The sequence below is a fragment of the Streptomyces sp. R818 genome (assembly GCF_056172735.1).
On sequence record NZ_JAOCNE010000004.1, the window covers coordinates 514,597 to 537,623 of the forward strand.

At 70.6% G+C, this 23,027-nt stretch carries 19 protein-coding genes and 3 pseudogenes; 3 read left to right on the plus strand and 19 right to left on the minus strand.

From position 1 onward, the window contains the following. Positions 1–76 precede the first annotated feature (76 nt). Positions 77–1,105: a guanitoxin biosynthesis L-enduracididine beta-hydroxylase GntD gene (gene gntD, locus N5I75_RS15255; RefSeq protein ID WP_476677799.1), complete on the minus strand. Its 1,029-nt coding sequence runs from the start codon at positions 1,103–1,105 to the stop codon at positions 77–79. Between the two features lie 21 nt (positions 1,106–1,126). After that, positions 1,127–2,374 carry an MFS transporter gene (locus N5I75_RS15260; protein ID WP_476677801.1) on the minus strand — a complete coding sequence of 416 codons (1,248 nt, stop codon included), beginning with the start codon at positions 2,372–2,374 and terminating at the stop codon, positions 1,127–1,129. A 276-nt stretch (positions 2,375–2,650) separates the two neighbouring features. On the opposite strand from N5I75_RS15260, the gene N5I75_RS15265 reads away from it, so the two are divergent. Continuing rightward, the gene (locus N5I75_RS15265) at positions 2,651–4,231 is read left to right on the plus strand and encodes an ArnT family glycosyltransferase (protein WP_476677802.1); all 1,581 of its coding nucleotides are present in this window, start codon (positions 2,651–2,653) and stop codon (positions 4,229–4,231) included. 500 nt (positions 4,232–4,731) lie between these two features. Here N5I75_RS15265 and N5I75_RS15270 read toward each other — a convergent pair whose 3' ends face one another. The 8 genes and pseudogenes from N5I75_RS15270 to N5I75_RS15305 form a co-directional block, all read right to left on the minus strand. Continuing rightward, entirely contained in the window at positions 4,732–5,268 is a 537-nt protein-coding gene (locus N5I75_RS15270) for an FHA domain-containing protein (protein WP_476677804.1), read from the minus strand. 122 nt (positions 5,269–5,390) lie between these two features. Next, a complete protein-coding gene (locus N5I75_RS15275) occupies positions 5,391–5,657 on the minus strand; it encodes a hypothetical protein (protein WP_476677926.1) in 267 nt (88 codons plus the stop codon). After that, entirely contained in the window at positions 5,582–5,854 is a 273-nt protein-coding gene (locus N5I75_RS15280; RefSeq protein ID WP_476677922.1) for a 4Fe-4S cluster-binding domain-containing protein, read from the minus strand. Before N5I75_RS15280 ends, N5I75_RS15275 begins: the two co-directional genes overlap by 76 nt. 34 nt (positions 5,855–5,888) lie before the next feature. Next, positions 5,889–6,044, minus strand: a pseudogene (locus tag N5I75_RS15285) (4Fe-4S cluster-binding domain-containing protein); the annotation flags it as partial. Next, a complete protein-coding gene (locus N5I75_RS15290) occupies positions 6,041–7,936 on the minus strand; it encodes an AAA family ATPase (protein WP_476677805.1) in 1,896 nt (631 codons plus the stop codon). The gene N5I75_RS15290 and the pseudogene N5I75_RS15285, both read right to left, overlap by 4 nt. A gap of 56 nt (positions 7,937–7,992) precedes the next feature. After that, entirely contained in the window at positions 7,993–9,288 is a 1,296-nt protein-coding gene (locus tag N5I75_RS15295; RefSeq protein WP_476677807.1) for a hypothetical protein, read from the minus strand. Further along, positions 9,285–11,300: a serine/threonine-protein kinase gene (locus tag N5I75_RS15300; RefSeq protein WP_476677809.1), complete on the minus strand. Its 2,016-nt coding sequence runs from the start codon at positions 11,298–11,300 to the stop codon at positions 9,285–9,287. Before N5I75_RS15300 ends, N5I75_RS15295 begins: the two co-directional genes overlap by 4 nt. Positions 11,301–11,692: 392 nt before the next feature. Beyond that, positions 11,693–12,960: pseudogene (locus N5I75_RS15305) on the minus strand (serine hydrolase domain-containing protein). Positions 12,961–13,145: 185 nt separating this feature from the next. Here N5I75_RS15305 and N5I75_RS15310 point away from each other — a divergent pair. After that, positions 13,146–14,315, plus strand: a complete 1,170-nt coding sequence (locus N5I75_RS15310; protein ID WP_476677811.1) for a sensor histidine kinase — start codon at positions 13,146–13,148, stop codon at positions 14,313–14,315. After that, positions 14,306–14,971: a LuxR C-terminal-related transcriptional regulator gene (locus tag N5I75_RS15315; protein WP_476677813.1), complete on the plus strand. Its 666-nt coding sequence runs from the start codon at positions 14,306–14,308 to the stop codon at positions 14,969–14,971. Before N5I75_RS15310 ends, N5I75_RS15315 begins: the two co-directional genes overlap by 10 nt. Positions 14,972–15,079: 108 nt before the next feature. Here the strand turns inward: N5I75_RS15315 and N5I75_RS15320 are convergent. The 9 genes and pseudogenes from N5I75_RS15320 to N5I75_RS15360 all read right to left on the minus strand — a co-directional run. Continuing rightward, a pseudogene (locus N5I75_RS15320) lies at positions 15,080–15,526 on the minus strand (GtrA family protein); the annotation flags it as partial. Then, positions 15,519–16,301: a polyprenol monophosphomannose synthase gene (locus N5I75_RS15325; protein WP_476677815.1), complete on the minus strand. Its 783-nt coding sequence runs from the start codon at positions 16,299–16,301 to the stop codon at positions 15,519–15,521. The pseudogene N5I75_RS15320 and the gene N5I75_RS15325, both read right to left, overlap by 8 nt. Positions 16,302–16,353: 52 nt before the next feature. Further along, positions 16,354–17,235 carry an alpha/beta fold hydrolase gene (locus N5I75_RS15330; protein ID WP_476677817.1) on the minus strand — a complete coding sequence of 294 codons (882 nt, stop codon included), beginning with the start codon at positions 17,233–17,235 and terminating at the stop codon, positions 16,354–16,356. Next, a complete protein-coding gene (locus tag N5I75_RS15335) occupies positions 17,235–17,447 on the minus strand; it encodes an MbtH family protein (RefSeq protein WP_476677818.1) in 213 nt (70 codons plus the stop codon). The genes N5I75_RS15330 and N5I75_RS15335 overlap by 1 nt, the downstream gene beginning before the upstream one ends. A 43-nt stretch (positions 17,448–17,490) precedes the next feature. Continuing rightward, entirely contained in the window at positions 17,491–18,288 is a 798-nt protein-coding gene (gene mppR, locus N5I75_RS15340) for an enduracididine biosynthesis enzyme MppR (protein WP_476677820.1), read from the minus strand. Then, on the minus strand, positions 18,285–19,463 hold the full coding sequence (locus N5I75_RS15345) for an aminotransferase class I/II-fold pyridoxal phosphate-dependent enzyme (RefSeq protein WP_476677822.1): 1,179 nt from the start codon (positions 19,461–19,463) through the stop codon (positions 18,285–18,287). Before N5I75_RS15345 ends, mppR begins: the two co-directional genes overlap by 4 nt. Further along, entirely contained in the window at positions 19,463–20,614 is a 1,152-nt protein-coding gene (gene mppP / locus N5I75_RS15350; RefSeq protein WP_476677823.1) for an enduracididine biosynthesis enzyme MppP, read from the minus strand. The genes N5I75_RS15345 and mppP overlap by 1 nt, the downstream gene beginning before the upstream one ends. A gap of 105 nt (positions 20,615–20,719) precedes the next feature. Next, positions 20,720–21,907 carry a tryptophan 2,3-dioxygenase family protein gene (locus N5I75_RS15355; RefSeq protein ID WP_476677825.1) on the minus strand — a complete coding sequence of 396 codons (1,188 nt, stop codon included), beginning with the start codon at positions 21,905–21,907 and terminating at the stop codon, positions 20,720–20,722. Further along, positions 21,904–22,884 (minus strand): methyltransferase, encoded by a 981-nt coding sequence (locus N5I75_RS15360; protein WP_476677827.1) that lies wholly within the window; start codon positions 22,882–22,884, stop codon positions 21,904–21,906. Before N5I75_RS15360 ends, N5I75_RS15355 begins: the two co-directional genes overlap by 4 nt. Positions 22,885–23,027: the final 143 nt, after the last annotated feature.

Below are 23,027 nucleotides of genomic sequence, written 5' to 3' on the forward strand. Positions count from 1 at the left end.
CACTGCGCACATGTGAAGTTCTCATGCGCGGAGAACGGCGGCTTCCGTGCGGGCCAGGTCGCTGGACGAGCAGCTCTCAGTAGATGACCCGCGCCTGGGCCGACAGCCGCGCGTGCCGGGACTTGCGCAGGTCGCGGGTGATGTTCAGCCGGCGCAGCCAGCGGTCGGTGCCGTCGAACCGTGCCTGGAAGGGCTTACGGCCGTGCACCACGCGGTAGTTGTCGATGAAGATGACGTCGCCGGGTGTCAGGGCCACTCCGCCCATCGCGCCGTCCAGGGCCTTTGTGATCTCGTCCAGTGCCCGCTGCTCGCGTTCCCCCTGCACGCCCTGCATGTAATGAGGATCGAGGCGGAGATAGGGGTCCTCCGGCGAGCCGAAGAGCACCGCGACCGGCTCGGGGGATCGCAGGGCGCTGTCCACCCGCTCGGCGCTGCGCCGCATGAGCTCGGCCACCTCGGGATCCTCCTGGCCGCCCCCCGCTTGGTTCTGCGGACGGTGCGAGTCGTCCGGCAGGATGCTGAAGCGCTCCTCCCCCAGGGCCGCGCGCGTCGCGTCGTCCAGCCGTACGTCGGCGATGTCCGCGAAGGTCGTCTCCACCCCGTCGGGATTGCGCAGGCACATAAGTCCCAAGTAGTCGGTGCGCAGGGGGTGGAAGGCGTCCTCGGTGTGCCAGGTGAGCGTCTCCGCGCTTCCCCAGCCGATCTGACCGTGCTCGTGGGCGCGTATGGGGAAGATGTCGTGCATGACACGCCCGTCCTGCTGGGTGGCCCAGCCGATCGGCTCGCCGAGCAGGCAGCCGATGAGCAGGAAGGGGATGTCGAGCCGGAGCGTCGCGTCCGGCGCCGCCTTGTCGCGCCAGTCCGGCGGGGTGTCCCCGAGCATCGCGTCATCGACGGGCAGTCCGGACACGACCACCACACCGGACGGCTCGGTCAGCTTGAAGTCGACCAGGGCGCTGCGCAGTGCGCGGGGCAACTCGTGTGCGTACACCGGGGCGGCCCGGTGCAGGGCGGGATCCTCGATGGACGAGAAGCGCCCTGCCACCTCCTCGGTGATCTTCTCCATCGCGACGATGTCCTCGTCGCGCAGTTGCAGCTTCAGCATGTTCTTCCTCCATTGTCGCGGTCAGGAGTGGGCCGGCTGTCGCGCGGTCGACGGCCGGGGCCGCGCGAGGCGGCGCAGTGTCGGGCTCAGGGTGGCGCCGGTGGCGACGACCACCAGCAGCGCGGACGCGCCGAGGATGCGCACGGAGCCGTCCCCGGTGACGGCGGACAGCACGCCGGCGACGACCGGCCCCGCGGTGGCGGCCAGTTCGGAGCCGAGAGCGACCAGGCCTGACAGACGCCCGCGCAAGCCGTCGGGCACGGCCGACAGCTGACAGGTGATCACGGTCGCGTTCGCGACCGGCATGGCCATCGCGGCCACGCCCAGCAGGACGCCGAGTGCCATGCCGCGCGGCGCGTACGCCATGGCTCCGGCGACGGCGGCGAAGACCCAGGTCGAGCCGGTGACCAGCACCCCTGGTGACAGCGCCGTCGCGTGCAGACGATCGGCGATCAGGGCACCGGCCAGACCGCCCGCGCCGAAGCACGTCATCATCAGGCCCATCTGACCGGGTGCGACATCGTGCTCGCCCGACACGATGAGCACGAGCACGACCAGGGAGTGGAACGCGAGGTTCACGCCGACGATCCACGCCATGGTCGCCCGTATGGTGCGCATGCGCAGCAGCGGCCCGAACCCGCCGAGCCGGGGTGCGGCGGCCGCGGCCTCCTTGCCCGCGGGGGGTGCGGCGGCCCGCCGCGGCAGATGCAGCGCCGCCAGCGCCACGAACGACACGGCGAGCACCGAGGTGTTCAGGGTGAACGGCAGCACCTCGTGCAGCCCGAAGAGGAAGCCCGCCACCGCCGGACCGACGAGGAGCGCGGCGAACGGCCGGGCCGCGTTGCGCGCCAGCGCCTGCGGCAGCAGTTCCTCCGGCACGACCTGGGGCAGGGCCGCGTGCTCGGCCGGTACGAAGATGCCTGCGGCCGCGCCCTCGACGACAGCCACGAGCAGAACGTGCCACAGCGCGCAGCTGCCCAGCAGGACGGCTGTGGCGACGCTGAGCATCGCCACCATGCGGACGCCCTGGGCCGCCACCATCACCCGCTTGCGGTTCACGCGGTCGGCCAGCGCCCCGGCGGGCAGGCTGACCAGCGTCCGCGCGCCTGCGAGGACCGCGGCGACGCCGGAGACGGCGGTCGCCGAGCCGCCGTCGGCGAGCACGAGGAGCGGGAACGCGATGTACGCGATCTCGCCGGCCAGCTCGGACAGGAACATGCCCGACCAGAGAATGCGGTAGTTCCGGTTCTGTGCCAGGGGTGTGGTCATGCCGTGCCTTTCCCGGCCTTTCCTGCGCGAGGGCAGCGGACGTCGCCGAGTCTTCGGGCGGCGGGGTGGCTCGCGCCACGCAGTTGCCCCGTGGCTCAAACTTCGAGGTCGGCCGCGGCGCCCGCCCCTGGCTGACGCCCGGGCGAGGGCTGCGGCCTGCGCGTTGTCGGCACGGTTCAAGTTCGTTGAGGACAGCGGCGTGTACGTCGATATTCAGAGGCTGAGTCGTGTCCGGCATCCGGCAGGACCGCGAGCCACTACCCAACGGAGTCCCCTATGGCTTCCGCGACAGCGATCGCTCCCCCAGACAAGAAGGCGTCCACACCTGCGGACCGGCTGACCCCCGTGCCGTGGCGGCCGGTGTTGCTGAGCGCCGTCACGATGACGGTGTTGCTGCTGGCGCTCGCCACCCGGCACGGCTACCACGTGGACGAGCTGTACACCCGGGTGGCCAGCCGCCATCTCGCCTGGGGCTATGTCGACCAGCCGCCGCTCGTGTCGCTCGTCGCCAAGGTCGAGATGGCGGTGTTCGGGGACAACCTCTTCGGCTTCCGCGTGGTGCCGGCGCTGCTGGCCTCCGTCGCCGTGGTCCTCGCCGCGTTGATCGCCCGCGAGTTGGGCGGCGGCTCCCGGGCGCAGATACTCGCGGCGTTCATCGCGTTCGCGTCCGGCGTGGTCATGTTCACCGGCCACATCATGGGCACGAACAACTGGGACGCGCTGTCCTGGGTCACGACGTCCTGGCTGCTCATCCGGATGGTGCGCACCCGCGACACCCGTCTGTGGTGGGCGATCGGTGCCGTGGTCGGCGTCGGCCTGACCGCGAAGTACCTGTTGGTTCTGCTGCTCCTGTGCCTCGGGGCCGGTCTGCTGGTGTCCGGACAGCGGTGGGTGTTCCGGACCTGGCGGTTCCCGGCCGCGGTCGGCATTGCCGTGGTCATCGCCTCGCCGGTACTGATCTGGCAGATCACGCACGGTTTTCCGCAGCTGGAGATGAGCGCCGCACTGTCCAAGGCTCTGGAGAGCCTTGCCCGCAGCACCTTCCTGCCGATGCAGCTCCTCCTCGTCGGCGTCTTGCTGTGCCCGGTGTGGATCGCCGGCCTTGTCGCACTGCTGCGTCGTCCCGAGTGGCGCGCGTACCGGTTCGTCGGTTGGTCGTATCCGCTGATGGTGGTCGTGCTCCTGGTCGTCGGCGGGCAGGGTGCCTACACGACCTCACTGCAGTTCGTCCTTCTCGCCGCGGGAGCCGTGGTCGTCGACCGGTGGGCGCACAGCGCCAGGCGACTCGGGGTGATCGGCGGGCTGACCGCGCTCAACGCGGTGAGCTGCGCAATCCTCCTGCTGCCGACCCTCCCGATCAACGTGTACGCGAGCAATCCCGCCCTCAGTGACGCGGCCATCACGCAGTTCGACCAGGTCGGCTGGCCAGCGATGACCCGGCAGGTCGCGGACATCTACCACGCACTGCCGTCGGACGAGCAGCAGCACACCATCGTCTACGGCAACCACTACGGTCAGGCCGGCGCGATCGACAAGTGGGGGCCGAAGTACGGGCTGCCGCAGGCATACAGCGGCCACAACTCGTACGCCGACTTCGGCCGTCCCAGCGAGGACAAGACGACCGTGATCACCATCGGCGCCGACCCGAAACAGTTCAGCAAGCTCTTCGCATCGTGCGAAAAGCGGGGCGAGTACAGGAATGACCTGCCGGTGTCCGACGACGGCCAGCAGTTCATGGTGTGCCGTGGCCCGCTGCGGCCCTGGCCCCAACTGTGGGAGGAGTTGCGCTGGATCGGCTTCCAGTGCCCTTACACGGCCAAGGCGGTCACGGCCAGCAGTGCCAAGGGCTGCGACTGAACGGAGCCGGACGTCGGGGCCGAGGATGTGTCACAAGCTCAGCAGCGCACCAACAGGGCGGTGCTGTCGTCCCGGCCGCCTTCCAGGCCGTCCATCCGCGCACCGGCGGCGAATGGTACGTCGCGGGCAGCCGGTGGCTGATGTGCGGTGCCGGGCTGTCGGACCCAGGGGGCGGGCCGCCGAGTGTGTGGAGGACGAGGTCCGTCGGGTCGCCCGCTCCGCCCCGTCCCGCACGGGTGAGTCGTCCACCGAGACCTGTCCCGGACAGCCGCCGTCCTCGCGGTGGTGCCGCGAGTCGCCCACGTCGAACCAGCACAGCCGGTGACAGTCAGGGCGCGGCCCCACCGCCGTGGTTCCCGCTCCGGCGCACACCGGGTTCGCGTCGGCCGCCTCATACAGTCCCGCGTCGATCTCCTGGAGCAGCCTGCCGGCGACCGCGATCACGGTCGGCTTCGTCATCGCGGTCATGGTCACCTCCACCGCCTCCCGGGACCCGGTCGTCACCGGTGGTCTCCGCCCGGCTGTTCGACAGTGATTCCGAGCGTGCAGTCCGCGGCCAGCCTGAGAACGTCGCCGTCCCTCAGGGGCGTTCGCGCGCCGGCGCCGGCCGGGGTGCTGTTCACGAAGGTGCCGTTGGTGGAGTGCTCGTCCCGCACCCATGCGGTGCCGTCCGGTTCCAGGCCGACGGTCGCGTGCCGACGGGAGACGTTGTCGTAGCGCTCCAGCAGGCCCCGCGTGGTGTGGGCGGCCGGGGCGCGACCGAGGAGCAGGGTGCTCCCTGGTGGCACGGTGTGCTCCACCGCGCCGAACCTGATGCGCAGGACGGTGGTGGGGGCGTCGCGGCGGGTCGCCCGCAGGTCCACGGCCGGCTCGCCGGACGCGGTACGGGACGGGGGCACCTCGCCCAGCATCCGCTGGCAGGCCACACACACCTGGTTGGTCGGCACCGGAACCGGGGCCCCGCAGTGCGGGCAGCCCCTCGGCCGCTCCTCCTCGGCCGGGTGGTCCTCGGCCACCGCCTCCGGGGTTCCCCCCACGGTCGCGTGCGGGGGCGGCCCGGGCAGCGGGTGCCGGCCGACGGCGGGACGACTGAGGTTTCCGGAGCATCCCCGGCAGACGAGATCGTCGTCGTCCGCCTCAAGGCCACAGGACGAACAGGTCAACTGCGCCACGACACCTCTTCCATGGCGATGCCGGCGGAGCGGAGCCGATCGCTCAGGCGGTCCATGTCGCCCCGGCGGGGAATGCCGATGAACCAGATGCGGCCGTCGGCCACCGCCACCTGCATGGGCGGTGAGTCGAGGGACCCGGCGGTCTCGTACCGTTCGCGCCCGAGCTCGGTCAGCGTGATCAGGCGCTGGTTGCTCGACCCCCGCCAGCGCGGTCCGGGGCCGTTGAGGCGCTCGACGTACGGACCGGTGAGCACCGCGTCGCACAGTCGCAGGAGCGCGGGTGCTCCCTTCTCAGCCGGGCCCCGGAGTACCCGCTGTAGACGAGTACGTCCAGGGGCGCGGGCCGCTCGCGGCGCCAGGCCCGGACCCACTCCAGGAGCGCGGCGAGCGCTTCCGGCTGCTGGAACGGCTCTCCGCCCGAGACCGTGATTCCGTCGAGCGGGTCGGGCAGGCCGGAGAGCCAGCCTGCACTCCACGGACGTGGCGGGGTCGGCCGCCCAGGTGTCCTGGGAGACGCACCCGGCGCAGCCGATCGTGCAGCCCTGTGTCCAGATGCCCGCCCGGGTCCCGGGTCCGAGCGAGGTCACCGGATAGTGCGCCTTGTTGAGCAGCAGTTGGGCCGGTCGGGAGGGCGTCGTCATGCCAGCTCCACCGAGACGATGTCCCCCTCGATCCGCAGGCCCGTCACCCGCACGTGCGCGCCCGCCGCCGAGTCGAGGGCGAACAGGGCGCGGGCGAGGGGATTGACGAACTGTGATTCCAGAGCCATGCCGATGCCCCGGCCGCCCATGTGCGGGTTGTCCGTGCAGCGCTTCCGCAAGGCGTCCCGGGCCTCGGGGGTGACCTCCAGGGCGATGCCCTGTTCTTCGTGGACTCGGGCGATGATGTTGTCGAGTTGGAGACCGAAGATCCGGGCGGCCGCCTCACGGTCGATGAAATGGAACACCACGATGTTGTCCCCGAAGCGGTTGAGCAGTTCCGGCCGGCCGAGGACTCGGGTGAAGTGGTCGCTGATCGCCGCTTTCACACGCTCCTCGATCTCCTCGTACGCCATGTCGGGGTGTACGTGGGACATGAGCCGCCCGTCGCCTGCCTCCACGCTCATGCCGAGGTTGGACGTGAACACGAGGACGGACTCGGAGAAGTGGACCGTCGAGCCCCGTCCGTCGGTCAGCCGGCCGTCTTCGAGGATCTGCAGGAACTTGTCGAGGATCCTCGGGTGCGCCTTCTCGATCTCGTCGAAAAGGATCACTCTGAAGGGCTGTTGACGCACCGCGTTGGTCAGCTCGCCGCCCGCCTCGAAGCCCACGTATCCCGGTGGCGCCCCGATCAGCCGGTCCCCGGCGTGCTCCGAGGAGAACTCGCTCATGTCGAACCGCAGATAGGCGGACTCGTCCGCGAAGACCAGCGACGAGACGGCCTTGGCCAGTTCCGTCTTGCCCACGCCCGTGGGCCCGGCGAAGAACAGCACGCCACGCGGCCGGGCCGAGGAGGTGGACTGCTGCGCGCCGGACAGCCCGAGGGCGGCCCTCTTCAGGATGTCGAGGGTCTTGGTGACGGCCTGCGGCTGCCCGACGACGCGCTGCGGGATCGAATGCTGGCCGTCCGTGATCCGCTTGCGGAGGTACTCCCGTTTCCAGGGATTGTCCATGACGCCGAGTTTGTAGATACGAATCGCATCCGGAAGCTCCGTCACCGTCAGTCCGCGATCCCGGGCCAGCCGCGTGACCTCGATCATCGCCTGCAGGGTGAGCCCGTCCGTCTGCGCCGCGAACGCGTCGCACGCCTCGGCCGCTGGGGGGTCCGCTGCGAGGTCCGTGACGCCGAAGAGCTTCATCAGCAGGCGCGCGGTGGCCTGCCGGTCGCCCAGGTCCGGAACCGGGACCCCGATGGAGCGGACCTGGTCGTTGGCCGACGTGAGCCAGGCCGGCAGATCACCCTCACGGTCCGCGAGCCAGATCACCGGGTTGTACAGCGGGGTCGTACGGCCGCTCGGCGCACCTACTGGAACAGCGGTGCGGGAGAGTCTGGCACAGAACCTGAAGAAGTCCCGCTCGTTCGGCTCCATCTCGGTCGCGCTGCGCGCGATGCGGGAGGCGTCATCGATCGCGAGGGCTGCCCGGATCGGCTGGGCGGGGCGGGCCAGTTCGGCCATCAGGCCACGCAGCGCCTCCAGCGAGGGGAGTGTTCCCGTCCGGGGAAGCCGGGGAAGCAACCGATGCATGGCGGCCTCGGCCTGATCGGCCTCCTCGGCCGTGGCGCCGGCCGGCAGGTGCACGCGCAGGCCGTCGACGGAGTCGTGCACGAGAAGGCACGCGTATCCGCTCGCCCGCAGCGTTTCCCAGAGCAGGTCCGGCAAGGACAGCAGTCGGGGGCGGGCGTCGCCGGGCCCCCGGACGAGGAAGCTGTCATGGCGGTTCCCCCACAGCACGAACTGCGAGTGGACGGGCAGAGTCGCCTCGAATTCCCGAAGGAACGGCGGCCCCGCTGTCGGCGGGACGTCCTCAGGTGCGTGCGTGTCCCCGACGGACAAGGGTTTCCCTCCTCATGGTGTCGGCTTCCGGGGAGCCTGTCGGTCCTTCGGAGGGATCACCGCTCCCGCTCCCGGTGCCTGGGCCGGTCCCGCGTGCTCGGCGCGGTCGGCGCGGCGGCCAAGGGCACGGGAACCTGTCCGGGTGGGACCGCGACCTGGACGTCGGTGCTGAGCCCCGCCTGTGCGAGGCGGCCACGCAGTTCGTGGAAGTCCTGGCACCACTGTTCTTCACGCTCGACGTCGAGGTGTGCGTCGTCGTCACCGCCTCCGACAGCCGTACGGACCACGGCGGTTCGCAGCTGGGCGCCCTGCTGGTCGACGATCAGATTGACCGCGTGCTCGGGCCATTCGCTGCGTGACAGGCGCAGGGTGCCGTCGGTGACGGTGAGCGTCTCGAATCCCTGACTGACCTGGTAGCCGAGGTCGGTGAGAGCGTCGGTCACCGTGTTGACCACGTACTGCTGCTCGGCTTCGGCCTCGGCCGCGGCCTGACATGCGGCCGCCCTCCGGCGCAGTGACTCGTCGAGGGTACGGCGGCCGGCCACGACCTCCGTGAGCGACGTGCGCACCGAGTCGGCTTCCGCTGCCCCGGCGCGGCTCAGGTACTCGAGGTCATGGAGGAGTCCGATCGCTTCGCCGGCGTCGCGTCGCCTGGCCTCCGCGGCCTCGTTGGCACGCTGCACCCGGAGCCTTGTCTCGGTAAGCCAGGTGCGTGCCTCGTCGGGAGTGGCCGCCTCCGCCACCCGCGCCGCGGCCAGCCGAGCCTCCGCACGGTCGCGCTCGCCACAGTCCGCGAAGAGGCGCGACAGGACCCGGGCCAGGGTTTGTTCGACATCCTCGCGCGCCGCATTGTCCGCGTGCTCGGGGGCGGTGGTGCCGGAGGGCTCCGAGCGGTCCGCGAACAACTCGGCGGCATCGATCAGGCGGCGCGCGGTGGTGTGCCCGGCCATGTCGGCGAACAGCTCCGCTGCGACGGCGCGAGCGGACCGTTCCCGCAGGTCACGCTCTGCGACGGCGAGTACGCGGTCGGCCTCGGCGCACCAGGACTCCAGCTCGGCCGTGGGCTGCGCACCGATGCGCAGTGGTTCGGGGGGCGACAAGGCGAGGGTGGTTCCGTACTGCTGTCTGAAGTCCTCGATCGACGCGGCGAGAGCCGTGCTCCGCGCGTTGCGCGCCTTCACCTCGCGTACGGCCGTGTCCCGGGCGGCCGCTGCCTCCAGGGCCGCCTTGCGAGCGGCTTCGGCGCGGCGTCGCGTGGCTTCCCGTACCGCTGCGTCTCGCGCGGCAGCGCGCAACTCCGCGGCGCTGAGGGTCTCGTCACGCTGGTACGTCGTACATTTCGGCCCGCTCATCGCTCCCCCGGAGTCTGTGTCCGCTGTGCCAGGTGCACGGTGCGCCAATCCCGGTACCGGGTGAACGACCAGGTCCCGTACCCCGCCGCGACCACGAGGGGAATCGGGGACCATACCCGCAGCGTGACGATCAGCCAGGTCACGGTTCCGAGCGCCATGTAGAGGAGGCAGCCCCCGCCCAAGACCCTCGTGCGCTTGCGCAAGGGCCCCAGTTGCATGGCCAGTGCGCTGCCCCCGCCCGCCAGCCGGCGACGGAGATCGGGGAGACGGGACCGAAGCGACCACCGCGGGTGGTAGAGACCTGCGAGCTTCGCTGCCAGGACCAGCTCGCAGACGAGCGGAACCCCGCAGAGCACTGTCGCGGCAGGGATGAACCGCAGCAGGAAGTCGCCGTCGCCGAGCAACGAACCCACGAGCAGCGGCACACCGACGGGCAGGGCGAACAGCAGGGCAACTCCGCTCAGGGCACGCAGAATCGCGTCGCCGGTGCCGGATCGCCCCCGTTCCCCGGTCTCCTGCTCCTCGTACTGCGGGATCGTCCGCCTTTCGCTCCCACTGGCCGCCGCCGCGGCCGCGTTGGCCCGGCGCACCTCCTCCAGGCGGCGGGCCTCGGCGACAGCGGCGGGAAGCGTGCGCGTGGCCGCCAGGTGTCGTACGGGGTCCCCGCCGTCCGCCAGCAGTGCGTCGAACCAGCCGGTCCTGCCCCGTACGGACTTCGCGGAGGCTTCGACGCGTTGGCGTAGCGCCCTGGCCCATTCGGGGGCCACCGCGATGGCCAGCGCCTCCACCCGGATCTCGGAACCGCCCAGTTCCTTGCGGATCCTGGGCGGCAGCGCGGTCGACTGCCGCAGTCCGTCCCAGCGGGCATTCAGGTCGTGCCAACGCTGGTCCACGGCGGCGAGCTGGTGAGCATCCTCGCCGAAGGTGGCAAGGGTGGCGAGCAGCTCGCGGGTGTACAACTCGTCGACGAGCTCTCGCGCCGTCCGGCGTGCGTCGTCGTCCTCGGTGGACGAGGCGTGTTCGGCGAGTACGAGCAGGTCCTCGGGGAGCATGCGCTTGCCGCGATAGACGGGCGGCATCGTCGGATCGAGCCAGTGCAGCAGCCGCAGCATTTTCACATCCGGTTCCTCGGTTCCGGGGAGGTGGATGTCGACCAGATCCACCAGGTCCTCGACGTCGTCGGACTCAGGATCCTCGAACTGGGAAAGCCAGTTGCGCAGTTGCCGCCACCCCTGGCTGGGGTTGCCCCGCTCCCCCATGGACACGAAGAACCGGCGCGCGGCAGTCTCCCAGTCCGCTGCCAACGCCCTGGCCAGTGCCGTCCTCTCCGTGTACTTCACGCCGTTGAACTGCAGGGGTCTGCGGCCGGTGGCGCTTGCCCGCGCGACGCCGGAGTCGGGTGGTTCCTCCGCCACCTCCGGAGTCTCACCCTCGACCCACCTGCGGACCTCAGACGCGCCCCAGCGACGCCCCGGGTCCCTGACCAGCAGTCCGCCGCACAGCAGCCGTATCCGCTCGTCGGTCACATCCGACACGTCGACCGGCCGAGTCGCCAAGTACTGCCGGACCGCCTGCTCCGACAGGCCACCGAACGGCCTGCGTCCCGTGGCGAGCTGGCGGGCGATCACTCCCATCGCCCACCAGTCCTGCGAACCGGACACCTCCGCGCCGAACAGATACTCCGGCGCCGAGTACGCCAGTGTCCCGAACACGCGCCGCGTGAACCGGGACGTCGCGTCCAACGACTTGCTCACCCCGAAGTCCGCCAGCGCCAACTCCAGCGGTTCCCTGCGGCGCAGGAGTACGTTCGACGGCTTCAGATCGCCGTGCACGATCCCCACTCCGTGCAGCTGCGCCACTGCCTCCGCCAGCTGGGCGACGACATCGGACAGGGCGGCCGGTGACAACACGGTCCCTGCCCTGACCAGGTCCTCCAGCGACCCCGAGGAGAGGTACTCCGACACCTCGAAGTCACGCCCGTCCGAGAAACCGGTCCACACCACACGCGCCACACGGCTGGTGTCCAACCCCCGCAGGCGCTTCCAGACTTCGGGCGCGACCCGGACCCCGCTGCGGTACACCTTCGCAACGAATTCCTCCCCCGCGGCGTCGCGGACCAGTAACACATCCGCCTCATGCCCCTGATGCGGCAACTCCTCGACCACCGCGAACCGTTCGGCGAGCGCCGATGGCAATCGCAGCAGAGCCGCGGAACCGCCACCGCCGTCACGACGCGTCACGGCGGCGTCCGGCGCTTCACCGCCGGAACCGGCATCATCACGACGCGTCACATCAGACGACATGGCCCGCTCTTCCAAACCCGTCACCCCCGCGGAAAGATCTTAATGGGCAGGGACACACTCACACGGGCGCATTCCGGCCAGGATGCGCTTTGCGGACATGCTCAACTCCCCTTTTTGTCATCAGAGTTGTCGCAAAGCGCTCGGTCGACGAGGGCGCTGGCGGCCTTGTGCTGCCGGAGCGCGGTGTCGAAGTCGTGGAAGCTGGTGGACAGGGAGACGGTGACGGTGCGGCCGCCGCCGTCGACGGCCCCGTTCAGGGTGAGGTAGCCCGCTTCGCCTCCTTCGTGGCCCCAGTAGCTGCCGCCGCAGGTCAGGGGGCGGCTGACCAGGCCGAGGCCGTAGCGTCCACCGGGCCATGTCACCGCGAGTCGCTTGTCGACCGGGACGGTGTCCCGCATTTCGGCCATGCGCGCCTCGGGCAGCAGCCTGCCGCCGAGCAGCCCCTGGAAGAAGCGGTTGACGTCTGCCGTGGTGGAGACATAGCCGCCGAGATCGGGGACCAACTGCGCGGTGACGTCCGTCCGTTCACCGGAGGCGAAGACCTGGTAACCGTTCGCGTGCGGGCGACGAAGACCGGCCGTGGTGCCGGGCAGGTACGTGTGGTGCATGCCGAGCGGTTTCAGGATCCGGCTCGCGACCTCCTCCTGCCACGGTCGCCCTGCGGCCTTTCCGACGATCATGCCCAGGACGACGTAGCCCGCGTTGGAGTAGCGCCAACCGGTGCCGGGCCGGAAGTCCGGGGCGTGCCGCATCGACCGGGCGACGATCTGCTGGGGGTGTACGTGTCGTAGCGGTGCCGGTAGTACTCCTGCGGGGTGTCGAAGCCGGGTAGATCGTCGTGGAGGCCGCTGGTGTTCTGCAGAAGCTGCCGCACGGTGATCCTGCGTCCGTCGTTGCGGTTTCCGTCGATGACTCCGGGCAGCCAGCGGTCGACCGTGTCATCAAGTGCCAACCGGCCCTCGTCGACCAACTGCAGAACCACAGTGGCCAGGAGCGTCTTGCCGGTGCTGGCCATCCGGAAGTAGCCGTCGCTCGGCACCGGGCGGTTCGTGCCGGCCACGGCGACGCCGGCGGTGGCGACCAGATCCCGGCCAGAGGCCGTGGTCACCCGCGCCTGGACGCCGGTGTTCCCCTGTGCCCGGATGGCGTCAGTGTCCCGGCGCAGGTCCTCTTGTCGGTAGCCGGGCGCGGCCGCGCCGCCCGCGGTCTGGACCGCCGTGACCGCGCTCACCAGGCCGAGCAGGACCGCCGCTACGGCCGGCCACCTGCGGCCTGTCCCGCGGCGGCGGTCTCGAGACGGACGCCCCTGAGACGGACGGTCGTGGGACGCTCGGTGTCGCGGCGCGGAAGCCGACGTTGCAGATCGCATGAGTCACACGCTAAGTAAACGTCCCGTCGCGTGTCGCTACCGCAGGCGACCGGTCGAAACTACAGGTGGCTGTAGCGCCACGGCGGCGCCCGGCACGTACCGTGGCGCGTCCGGGGGCCACCACACCCGGCCCCCGTACATCCGCGGGCCACGCAGGGTCCCGTACAACAGACAAGGGCGAGCCCGTGCATGGTGTGAACGGCAAGACCCGCGCACGGCTGGTCCAGGCCCTGGTCCGGTCCGGGCGCGGCGGAGGCTATGTGCTCGGCACCCTGATGACCGCGGCGGTGACGCTCGTGGCGGCGCCACTGTTGTGCACACCATCGCTGGCAGCCGCCTGGGCGGAGCGTCATCGCCGGCGTGCCGGGGCGCTGTTGGGCAGACCGGTGGAGCCGCGCCCGCGCGTACTGCGTCGCGACCTCGCGTGGCTCGTGACTCAGGTGGCCACCGGCCTGTCGGCGGGCTTGTTCGCCCTGCTGTGCCTGGCCAACCTGCTCCTCATCCTCGCCATCACCGCGGGCTGGTGGGCCTTTCCCCCGTCGGATCCGCCACGGCTGCCGCTGCTCGGTGTCCGTATCGACAGCTGGCCTCTCGCGCTGACGATCGGTCTGGCGCAGTTCCTGCTCCTGGCAGCGCTGACGATCGTCGCCCTGCCCCCGCTCGCCCGGGCACACGCACGGTGCTGCCTGGCAGTCCTCGCGCCGACTCCCGCGGATCGGCTGGCCGCACGCGTCACCGAACTCACCCGGTCGCGCACCGACGTCCTTCAGGCACACGGCGCGGAACTGCGCCGGATCGAACGCGACCTGCACGACGGCACCCAGGCCCGTCTCGTGGCCATCGCCATGCGGCTCGCCGTGGCCGGACAGCTCCTTCCCGAGGACCCCGACGCGGCCGCCGATCTCGTACAGCAGGCCCAGGCCGAGACCGAGGAGGCCATGACCGAACTGCGCTCCGTCATCCGCACCATCTACCCTCCGGTCCTGGCCGACCAGGGTCTCGTCGGCGCGCTGCGGACCCTGGCCACCCGGGCCGGCGTGCCCACCCGCATCGTCATCGGCGAGCTCGGTGAGGTCCCTGCCGCGGTCGAAGCCGTCGCCTACTTCGCCGTCGCCGAGGCGCTGGCGAACGTCGCCCGGCACAGCCGGGCCACCAAGGCGGCCGTCCACGTCACCCGCGACGGCGCCACACTGTCCGCGGAGATCGCCGACGACGGGACCGGCGGGGCAAACGCATCGCGCGGCAGTGGGATCGACGGAATTCACCGACGCGCCGTCGCCCTGGACGGCACCATGAAGATCAGCAGCCCGCCGGGCGGGCCGACCCTCCTCACCGTGGAGTTGCCGTGCGTGTAGTCATCGCAGAGGACAACGTCCTGCTGTCCTCCGGGCTCGAACTGCTGCTGCGGACCCGGGGCTTCGAGGTCGCCGCGATCACGGAGGACGCCACCGGCTTCCTCGCCGCCGTCGAGACCCACCGCCCGGACGTCACCATCGTCGACGTGCGCTTACCCCCGACCTTCCGCGACGAGGGCATACATGCCGCCCTCCAGGGCCGACGCAACCACCCGGGGCTTCCCGTCCTCGTCCTGTCCCAGTACGTCGAGCAGGAGTACGCCGGCCGCCTCCTCTCCGATCCCAGCGGCGGCATCGGCTATCTGCTCAAGGACCGGGTGAGCCGTATCACCGAGTTCACCGACGCGCTGCGCCGCGTGGCCGCCGGCGGCACCGCCATGGACCCCGAGGTCATCGCCCAGCTCCTCGCCGTCCGCGGCGATCCCGTGGACGCCCTCACCCCTCGCGAACGCGAGGTGCTCGCCCTGATGGCCGAGGGGCACGACAACGCCACCATCGCCGAGCGGCTGTTCATCACCGACAACGCCGTCCACAAGCACATCGGCAGCGTCTTCCTCAAACTCGGTCTGTCGGCCGGTGACAGCGGCCACCGCCGGGTCCGCGCCGTCCTGGCCTACCTCCGCCGCCACGGCGGCACGGAGCCCAGTCCCGGCTGAGACCTCGCCCAGTCGACGCCGGGCGACCAGTGGGCTCTCGGCGACCGGCACGCTTTCCCGGCCCGACTCCCCCACGAGGGCGGCGGTCTCGGTGCCGTGCGGCACACCGGCGCCTTGGGGCGCGCTCGTGAACACCCAGGTGCGGTAGGACCAGAAGCGGAAGAGAGTGGCGACGCCGATGCCGAGGAACTTGAAGCAGTTGCTCCACCGGGCGTCGTGCTGCCCGAGTCCGTACGTGGCCCCGTAGAGCACCCCGTTCTCGAGAAGCAGCCCGACGGCGCTGAAGAACGCGAACAGCGCCATCTCCCGCCGGCGGGGGTCGGCCGTCACACGGTCCCGGTAGGTGAAGCGGCGAGAGCCGACGTAGTTGCCGACGATCGCCACCGCGGTGGCGGCGACGCCGGCGCGTACCGTCGGCAGATCTGTTGTCGTGCGCAGCACGTTGAAGACCGCGAGATTCAGCAGGACGCCGAGCAGGCCGACCGCACCGAACTTGGCGATCTCGGGGTACAGCCTGCTCAGCGCCAGCGGCGTGGCCCGGTGGCTTTCACCCATCGGTGCCTCGCAGCTTGCGGTGGCGCCAGCGCAGCCGCAGGGGGACCACGGCCGACTCAAGCTGTGTGCCGAAGCTCATCTTGGATTCGCCCTCGGTGCGTTCCTCGAACCGGATCGGGACCTCGACGACTTGGCAACCACCCCGTACGGCCTTGTACTTGAGCTCCACCTGGAAGCTGTAGCCGGCGCTGTCGAGCGACCGCACGCCGACGGCCGCGAGCACGTCCGCGCGCCACAGGGCGAAACCGGCCGTGAGGTCGGAGATCTGCCTCGTGCCGAGCACGGTGCGGGCATAGGCGTTGGCGAACTTCGACAGGGCCTTGCGGTGCAGGCCCCACTCCTCGTCGAGGGAGCCGCCGGCGACGTAACGGCTGCCGATCACGAGTCCAACGTCGTACTCCAGAGCGGCGTGCAGCATCTGTGGCAGCACCTGCGCCGGGTGCGAACCATCGGCGTCCATCTGCACGACGTACTGCGCGCCCTCGGCGAGGGCGGCGCTCATGCCAGCCGCGTACGCCCGTCCGAGTCCGTCCTTCTCGACCCGGTGCAGCACGCTCATCCGGTGCCGCCCGTCGGCGTTGCACTTCACTGCGAGCTCTTCAGCGCGGCGGCCCGTGCCGTCGGGGCTCCCATCGTCGACGATCTTGAGGTGCAGGTTCGGAATCGGCTGTGAAAGGACCTGTTCGGTGATGCGCGGCAGGTTGGCCACCTCGTTGTAGGTGGGCATCACCACGGTGACTGGTACGTCGAATCCTGCCGCGCCGCGCTGCTGCATGTCTTCTCTCCCTTCATCGCGACGGTGCCCGCCCCGGATGCCGTCTGCCGGTTCAAGCGGCGCTCACCGTGTGCTCGTGGGGCGCCGTGTGGCTCGCCAGCGCTCGAGAGCGGGCCGGAACGCCGCTGAAGAAGTCGAGGATCTGCCGGTTCACCTCCTCCGGTTGCTCCAGATACCCGTAGTGACCCGCGTGCTGGATCAGCCGGTGCACGGCGCCCGGGATGGCCCGTGCCACTTCGGCGACCAGGTGTGGGGGCGTGACGAGGTCGTCGGCGAAGCCGAGAACCAGGCACGGCGTGGTGATCGTGGCGTAGGCCGCGAGGCGGCCGGGGTCCGGCTTGATGGCGAGCTGGTGCCGCAGTCCGGGTCCGGTGGACAGCGACCGCTCGAACACCGACAGCCAGTCGGACACCTCAAGGTCGTCGTTGAGCGTGTGCGGGGACAGATTCAGGAGAGCCTGCCTGGCCGCGAGGTACCGGCGTGGCAGCGCGATGCCGGAATCAAGGAGCTCCAGCTCGGCCCGGGCCGCGGCCTCCCGCATCTGGTCGTCGCGGCCGCGGGTGGCCATCAGTACCGCGGCGGTGGCCAGGTCGGGCCGGGTCAGCAACAGCTCCTGCACCACGTGGGCGCCGAGCGACGTGCCCACCAGGCAGCACGGTCCGGCGTCCAGATACTCGATGAGCCCTGCCAGGTCGGCCGCGAGATCGCCGGCCGTCAGACCCGCCTCGCCCGCGTCACTGGGGGGCACGCCCCGGGAGTTGTACGTGATCACTCGCCAGCCTGCCTCGGCGAGCGCCGGCACCTGATGCAGGTGCCACGCCCGGCCGCGGCCGCCCGAGCCCATGACCAGGACCACCGTCTTCCGGCCGTCCCAGCCCTCGGGTACGTCGTCGTCGTACTGCAGCCGTATCCCGCCGACGGTCGCGAGGCTCATCAGCGTGCGGCCATGCGGTCGGCGAGACTCTTCGGGCGCATGTCGGTCCAGTTCTCCTCGACGTACGCGAGGCAGGATCCGCGGTCCGTGTCGGCCAGCGCGACCGACCAGCCCTCGGGGACGGCGGCGAAAGTGGGCCAGAGCGAGTGCTGGCCCTCGTCGTTGACGAGCACGTTGAAGGTCGCGTCCGGGTCGTCGAACGGATTCGTCATGAGCTTCTCCTTCTGGGGACGGGTGTGGGACGAGGGAGGGGTTTCAGGCGAGTACTCGGCCGGAGACAAGCGTCTCGGCGTATCCGAAGACATGACCGCGTCCGACCGAGACCGGCCGCAGCGAGGCGAAGTCCTCGTCCAGCGCGTCGAACATCTCGAGGTGCGCGTCGCCCGACCACACCTCGGAGAACTCGACGCTCGTGACGGTCGAGGTCACCAGGCCGACCGGCGGCTGCTCGCCGTCGATCCAGGGTGGCTGGACCCGGCTGTGCACGAGCGGCACGGTGTGCAACTCCGGCGGTTCGGCGGCCCGGTCGGTCACGCTCACCGAGGCCTGGGCGATCCGGCGGCCACCTGTCGCGGCGGTGCCGTGGTACGTGCCCGCCGCAGCGCCCAGCGGCCCTGCCTTGCCGACCCGCATGGGCCGGGTCTGGTGCACCTCGCCGAACTGCTTCGGCATTCCCTGCACCCAGCCGCGCAGCAGCGGCACGGGCTGGTCGACCCAGGCATACGGGCACCGGGCCAGGGGGCGGCCACGGTACTCGCAGCCGAGCAGGATCAGGAACTCGCTGAACTGACTGCCACCCGGATCGGCCAGCTCGGTGCCCGGTTCCGAGCACCACTGCCAGTGCGCGAACACCGCGGCGGCGCGCCCCGGGTCGGCGCCGGGGTCGAGCTCGGGAGGCAGGAACCGCGCCGCCGCCGCCGGATCCACTCGGTAGTCGACCATGACGATCTCGCCGGAGAAGTGCCACGGCGGAGGGGTCAGGGTGGCCGAGGTGCCGGACGGGGAGAGCGGAAGGCTGTAGCCGCGCAGGCTGCCGGCGACAGAACTGGTCATCGAAGGGGTTCCTCGTTTCTCCAGGCGTCGGCGAGCCGGGCGGCCGCCTCCGCCAGTCGGTCGGGTGGGTTGAAGCTGTACGCGAGCCGCAGGTGGGTGCCGGCCACGCTGCCGTAGCGGGAGCCCGGCGCCACCGCGACGCCTGCCCGGTCGGCCGCGGCGAGCAACGAGGCCTCGCTGCGCCGGGGGTCGAAGGTCAGCCAGACGAAGAAGCCGCCGGCCGGAGAGCTGACGGTGACCGACCGGCCGAGGCCGGCCCGCAGGGCACCGACGAGCGTGTCGCGCCGCGACCGGAGTTGCTCACGCAGCCACACCAGACGCCGGTCGTAGCGGCCGTCCGACATCAGCATGGCCACCGCCAGCGAGGTCAGGTGGTTGAGCGCACCCCCGCTGACGAGTTGTCCGCGGCCGGTCAGCGTCTTGATCACATCCGGTTCGGCCTCCAGCCATCCCAGACGCAGTCCCGGTCCGAGTGTCTTGGCGAACGACCCGAGCCTGATCACGCCGCGCCGGCCGGCCAGCGCGGCGAGCGAGGGCGGCGCGGCGGGGTCGTCCAGATGCAACTCGGTGTACGCGTCGTCCTCCACGATCGGCACCTGGTGCCGGGCGGCGACGGCGAGCAGCTTGCGGCGGCGCGGCTCGCCCGCGACCGTGCCGGTCGGGTTGTGGAAGGTGGGCGTCAGGTAGCCGAACGCCACGTCGTCGTCCTGGGACAGGGCCCGGTCCAGGGCAAGTGGTCGTACGCCCTCCCCATCGGCGTCGACGTCACGCAGGCGCAGGTCGTGGTCGCGCATGATGCTTCGGCCGAGGTCGTAACAGGTGCGCTCGACCACGACGGACCGGCCGGGCCGGCCCAGCACGGTGCACAGCAAGGTCAGCGCCTGGGAGGTGCCGGCGGTGACCAGGATCTCCTCGGGATCGCAGCCGTGCCGGGCGGCCAGCAGGGCGCGCAGTGGCTGGGCTCCGGCGTTGGCACCGTAACCGAGCGCCGCGGGGCCGAACTCGGTGAGTGCCTCCTCGTAGAGCGGAAGCACCTCGGCGACCGGGAGCAGGCTCGGTTCGAGGTAGCCGGGTCCGAGGTCGATGACGCCTGGCGGGGAGACGGCCTGCACCACACCCGCACGCCACCACCGGGTGAGCGGGGACCGGGAGGCCGTCGTCAGCGGTCGAAGCATCAGCCCGGGGATCCTGGCGCGCGCAGCAGGGCCGAGCGCAGCACCCGTGCGCCCGCGATCAGGGTGGACGGGTTCCGGGACAGGGCCAGGCGCAGCATCCGTTCGCCCTCGTGCGGTCTGGCCCAGTGGAACTTCTGGCAGGGCAGCACGTACAGGTTCTGCGAGCTGACCGCCGACCAGACGTCCAGTCCCAGGCGTGAGCCGACGTGCAGGCGCTCGACGCTGACCCGGGCCTGCTCGTCGACGAAGCGGATGTCGGGTATGCCTGCCAGTTCGGCGCGTACGAGGGCCCGGTGGTCGGCGATGGTGCGCTGCAGCTCCTCCAGGCCGCCGTCCGCTCCGTCCTCGGACAGCCGCTTCACCATCAGCATGATCAACGGCGAGGTGCCGAGGAGGATGTCCGAGTGGATCTTCTCGATCGGCAGATCGACGTTGGCCGAGCGGACCAGCCAGCCGATCTTGAGCTCCAGCGTGGGCCACAGCTTGCCGGTGTCCTCGATGACCACCCAGCGGCAGCCGCTCTCGTCGAGCAACGCGTAGTGGTCGTACTGTGCGTCGGGGTCGAATCCCCGGAAGCAGGTGTCCAGGGCGAGCACCACGTCGTGTTCGGCGCACTGCTCGGCGACCCTGCGCAGGCGGGCCTCGCTCATCACCCGGCCGGTGGGGTTGTTCGGCGTGGTGATGAAGACGCAGCCCACCTGTTCGAGCAGCTCCGCCGGCAGGTCCTCCTCGTGGGCCTGCTCCTCCTCCAGGGGAACGAGCCGCAGGCCGACGCCGCGCAGGATGTCGGGGATGTTGTCGAACGTGGGGTGGATCAGCGCCACCGCGTCGGACGTGGTGACCAGTGAGCGGGCGAGGATCTCCATCGCCAGCGAGGACGAGTAGCAGCTCAGCGTCCGCCCTTCGGAGAACGGATGGCTGTGCTGGCCGAGCATGCCGAAGAACGACTCGGCGGCCTCCTGTTCGATCTCGTCCACCGGGCGCATGGTGGCCTCGGCCCACATGTCGGGCAGCTCGGCGACCATTTTGCTCTGCGCGCCGGTGAGTTGCTGGCGGGCATGCCCGTCGGCGAGGTTCATGGAACTGGCGAGGGCGAGGGTCTCGAACTGGGTCAGGTTCTCCGCGGAGACCGTCTGCGGAATTCTGTTCACAAGCACCTCTCATGCTGGTGTGGGTGAAGCGTGCTTGGAGCCACGGCGGGGTACCGGGACTCACCGGTGCTCGGGCGCACCGGGATGAGAATCGAACGACCTCCGTCAGCAGAAGGAGAATTGGGTGAGCAACTGCTCGGCATCGTCCGTACGGTCACCGGAAATCAATCCGGCTTTCCCGACGAAACGTTTGAGGTAGCCGGCGCCCTCGGTGCCGCCGGACCCTGTCATCTCCGGCAGATAGCGGCGGCCGAATCCGTAGTGCCGGCCGCGCCAGATGTGCAACGGCTTCTCACCCGCGGTGAACGCCTCGCGAACCTCGGCGTCGCGGGCCCCGCCCGCGGCATCGCACAGGGAGGTGAACTCGCGCAGCAGCGGGTTGCTGACCGGAGCCAGGTGCGCGAACCGCTTGTAGGTATCGATCTTCCGTTCGTCGTAGCCGTACACCACCAGCTCCATCAGGTGGTAGTTGAGTGACTGGACCGCGCTGGCGTTCCCCGTCGCGTCCCTGAAGCCCATGAAGAGCTCCGGGGTCAGGGTCCGCAGCGCGTGGAAGACGACGTTCAGGAGCTCGGCGGCGGAGGCGAACTGGCGTATCCGCCAGAGGTATTCGCCGCGGTCGCGGCCGAGGGCCTCGGTGGCATGGCGCGCGGTGCGGCGGACGAGGAAGAAGCCGACCTCGCAGGCCTGCACGCAGCGCATGAACATGTGCTCGTCGTGCTTGTCCGACCGTCGGAATCCCGAACAGCGGTTGACCACCAGCAGATCGCGGACCAACTCATCGTCGTGGTCGGCGAGCCGGACCAGCTCGGCGCCGGCCATGGTGCGGTCCGGGCCGAGGGGAGACCTGCCCAGATGGTCGAGCACGGCCCGCAGGCGACGCACGCGTTCCGCGCCCTCCTCGACCGTGGTCTCGTGCAGCCCGGCCTCACGCTCCTCAAGCGCGATCAGATCGGTCACGAGCGCGTGCACGAGGAGCAGGCTCGCCGCGTACGGGTCCTCCCGCCGGGCGAGGTACCAGCCGGCCACGTGCAGTCCGGCGTAGCGGTAGTACTCGGGTATGTCCAGGCGCTTGCTGAACGGCCGGGTCAGTAACCGCAGGATCTCGTTCTCGTCGGTGTCCGGCCCGGCCACGGCAGCGTCATGGTGGTCGGAGAGCTGGAGGATCTCTTCGTCGGGCAGCTCGGCGAGGGGCGTCGCGTGCAGCCGTGCGGCCAACTCGGCGCAGGCAGCGGGCAGTTCCCGCCCGCGGGTCGTCCCGCGGGTCGAGGTGACGGCTCCCGCGGCGCTCACCGCTCGGCCCCGCTCCCGGCTCGCCGGCCGATGATCAGGTGCTTGTCGCCCGTGGAGCGACGGACCGTCCCGTCCGAGAAACCGGCCTGGCGCAGCAGGTCCAGGTACTCGGCCGCCGTACGGTGCCGGCCCTGGGTCTCGACGTGCATGGAGAGGTTCATGACGGAGGTGGCGAGCGGGCCTTCGCGCTCGTCGTCGAAGAGCCGCTCCATGATCAGGACCCGGCCGCCGGGCAGGCACGCCTCGTACGCCTTGCGCAGCAGCGTCGCGCAGGTCTCGTCGTCCCAGTCGGACAGGATGTAGCCGAAGGCCAGGCAGTCGCCGGCCGGCAGCGGGTCGCGGAAGAAGTCGCCGGCCGCGAAGCCAAGTCTGTCGCCGAGCTCGTACTCGGCAGCCCGCGCGGCCAGGTGCGGTCCGACCTGCGGAAGGTCGAACACGGTCGAGCGCAACTGTGGAGCGGCCTGCAGGGCGGCCACCGAGAAGGGCCCGCTCGCGCCGCCCACGTCGATCAGCTGCCGGGAGTCGCTCAGATCGGCCAGGGCGGCAAGCTCGTGCGAGACGTGGTGGCTGAGGCCCCACATCGCGTTCAGGAAGCGGCCCACCGACTCGTTGTCGCGGTAGATGGCGTCGAACGGCGCCGGTGTGTCCCGGTCGGTCTCGGCCTTGCCCACCCGCAGATAGCCGCTCAGCCGTCCGAACTGATCGGCGGTGTCGCCGATCAAGTGGTCGACGAATCCCATCAGGTAGCGGGGGTCCTCGCGGTCGACATAAGGCCGCACGCCCGCCGCGAGCGCGTAGTGATCGCCGTTCGCGTCGAGGACGCCGAAGGAGACCAGCACCAGCAGAAGCCTCTCCAGAGTGTCCTCGTCGACGCCGAGGGCGACCGCGATCTTCCCGGCGCTGTCGTCGCTGTGGCGTGCCAGGTGGTCGAAGACGCCGTGCCGGTCCGCGACGTGCAGAGCGTGGGTGGAGTACATTCCGAAGACGGCGCGTTCCAGATTCGCAGGAATCATTGTTTTCGCTGCCCATCGATACAAGGGATTGTCAGGCATTTTCGGCGCGGCGACGTTTCGACGCGGCCACCGTGAATTACGGGCGAGCCCATCACCCGGCACTGGAG

Excerpts from the sequence above, each read along its gene's own strand:
- N5I75_RS15325 (WP_476677815.1), bottom strand. The coding sequence starts at position 16,301 with ATGCAGCAGCGCGGCGCGGCAGGATTCGACGTACCAGTCACCGTGGTG.
- N5I75_RS15295 (WP_476677807.1), bottom strand. The coding sequence starts at position 9,288 with ATGAGCGGGCCGAAATGTACGACGTACCAGCGTGACGAGACCCTCAGC.
- mppR (WP_476677820.1), bottom strand. The coding sequence starts at position 18,288 with ATGACCAGTTCTGTCGCCGGCAGCCTGCGCGGCTACAGCCTTCCGCTC.
- N5I75_RS15265 (WP_476677802.1), top strand. The coding sequence starts at position 2,651 with ATGGCTTCCGCGACAGCGATCGCTCCCCCAGACAAGAAGGCGTCCACA.
- N5I75_RS15335 (WP_476677818.1), bottom strand. The coding sequence starts at position 17,447 with ATGACGAATCCGTTCGACGACCCGGACGCGACCTTCAACGTGCTCGTC.
- N5I75_RS15330 (WP_476677817.1), bottom strand. The coding sequence starts at position 17,235 with ATGAGCCTCGCGACCGTCGGCGGGATACGGCTGCAGTACGACGACGAC.
- N5I75_RS15345 (WP_476677822.1), bottom strand. The coding sequence starts at position 19,463 with ATGCTTCGACCGCTGACGACGGCCTCCCGGTCCCCGCTCACCCGGTGG.
- N5I75_RS15260 (WP_476677801.1), bottom strand. The coding sequence starts at position 2,374 with ATGACCACACCCCTGGCACAGAACCGGAACTACCGCATTCTCTGGTCG.
- gntD (WP_476677799.1), bottom strand. The coding sequence starts at position 1,105 with ATGCTGAAGCTGCAACTGCGCGACGAGGACATCGTCGCGATGGAGAAG.
- N5I75_RS15360 (WP_476677827.1), bottom strand. The coding sequence starts at position 22,884 with ATGTACTCCACCCACGCTCTGCACGTCGCGGACCGGCACGGCGTCTTC.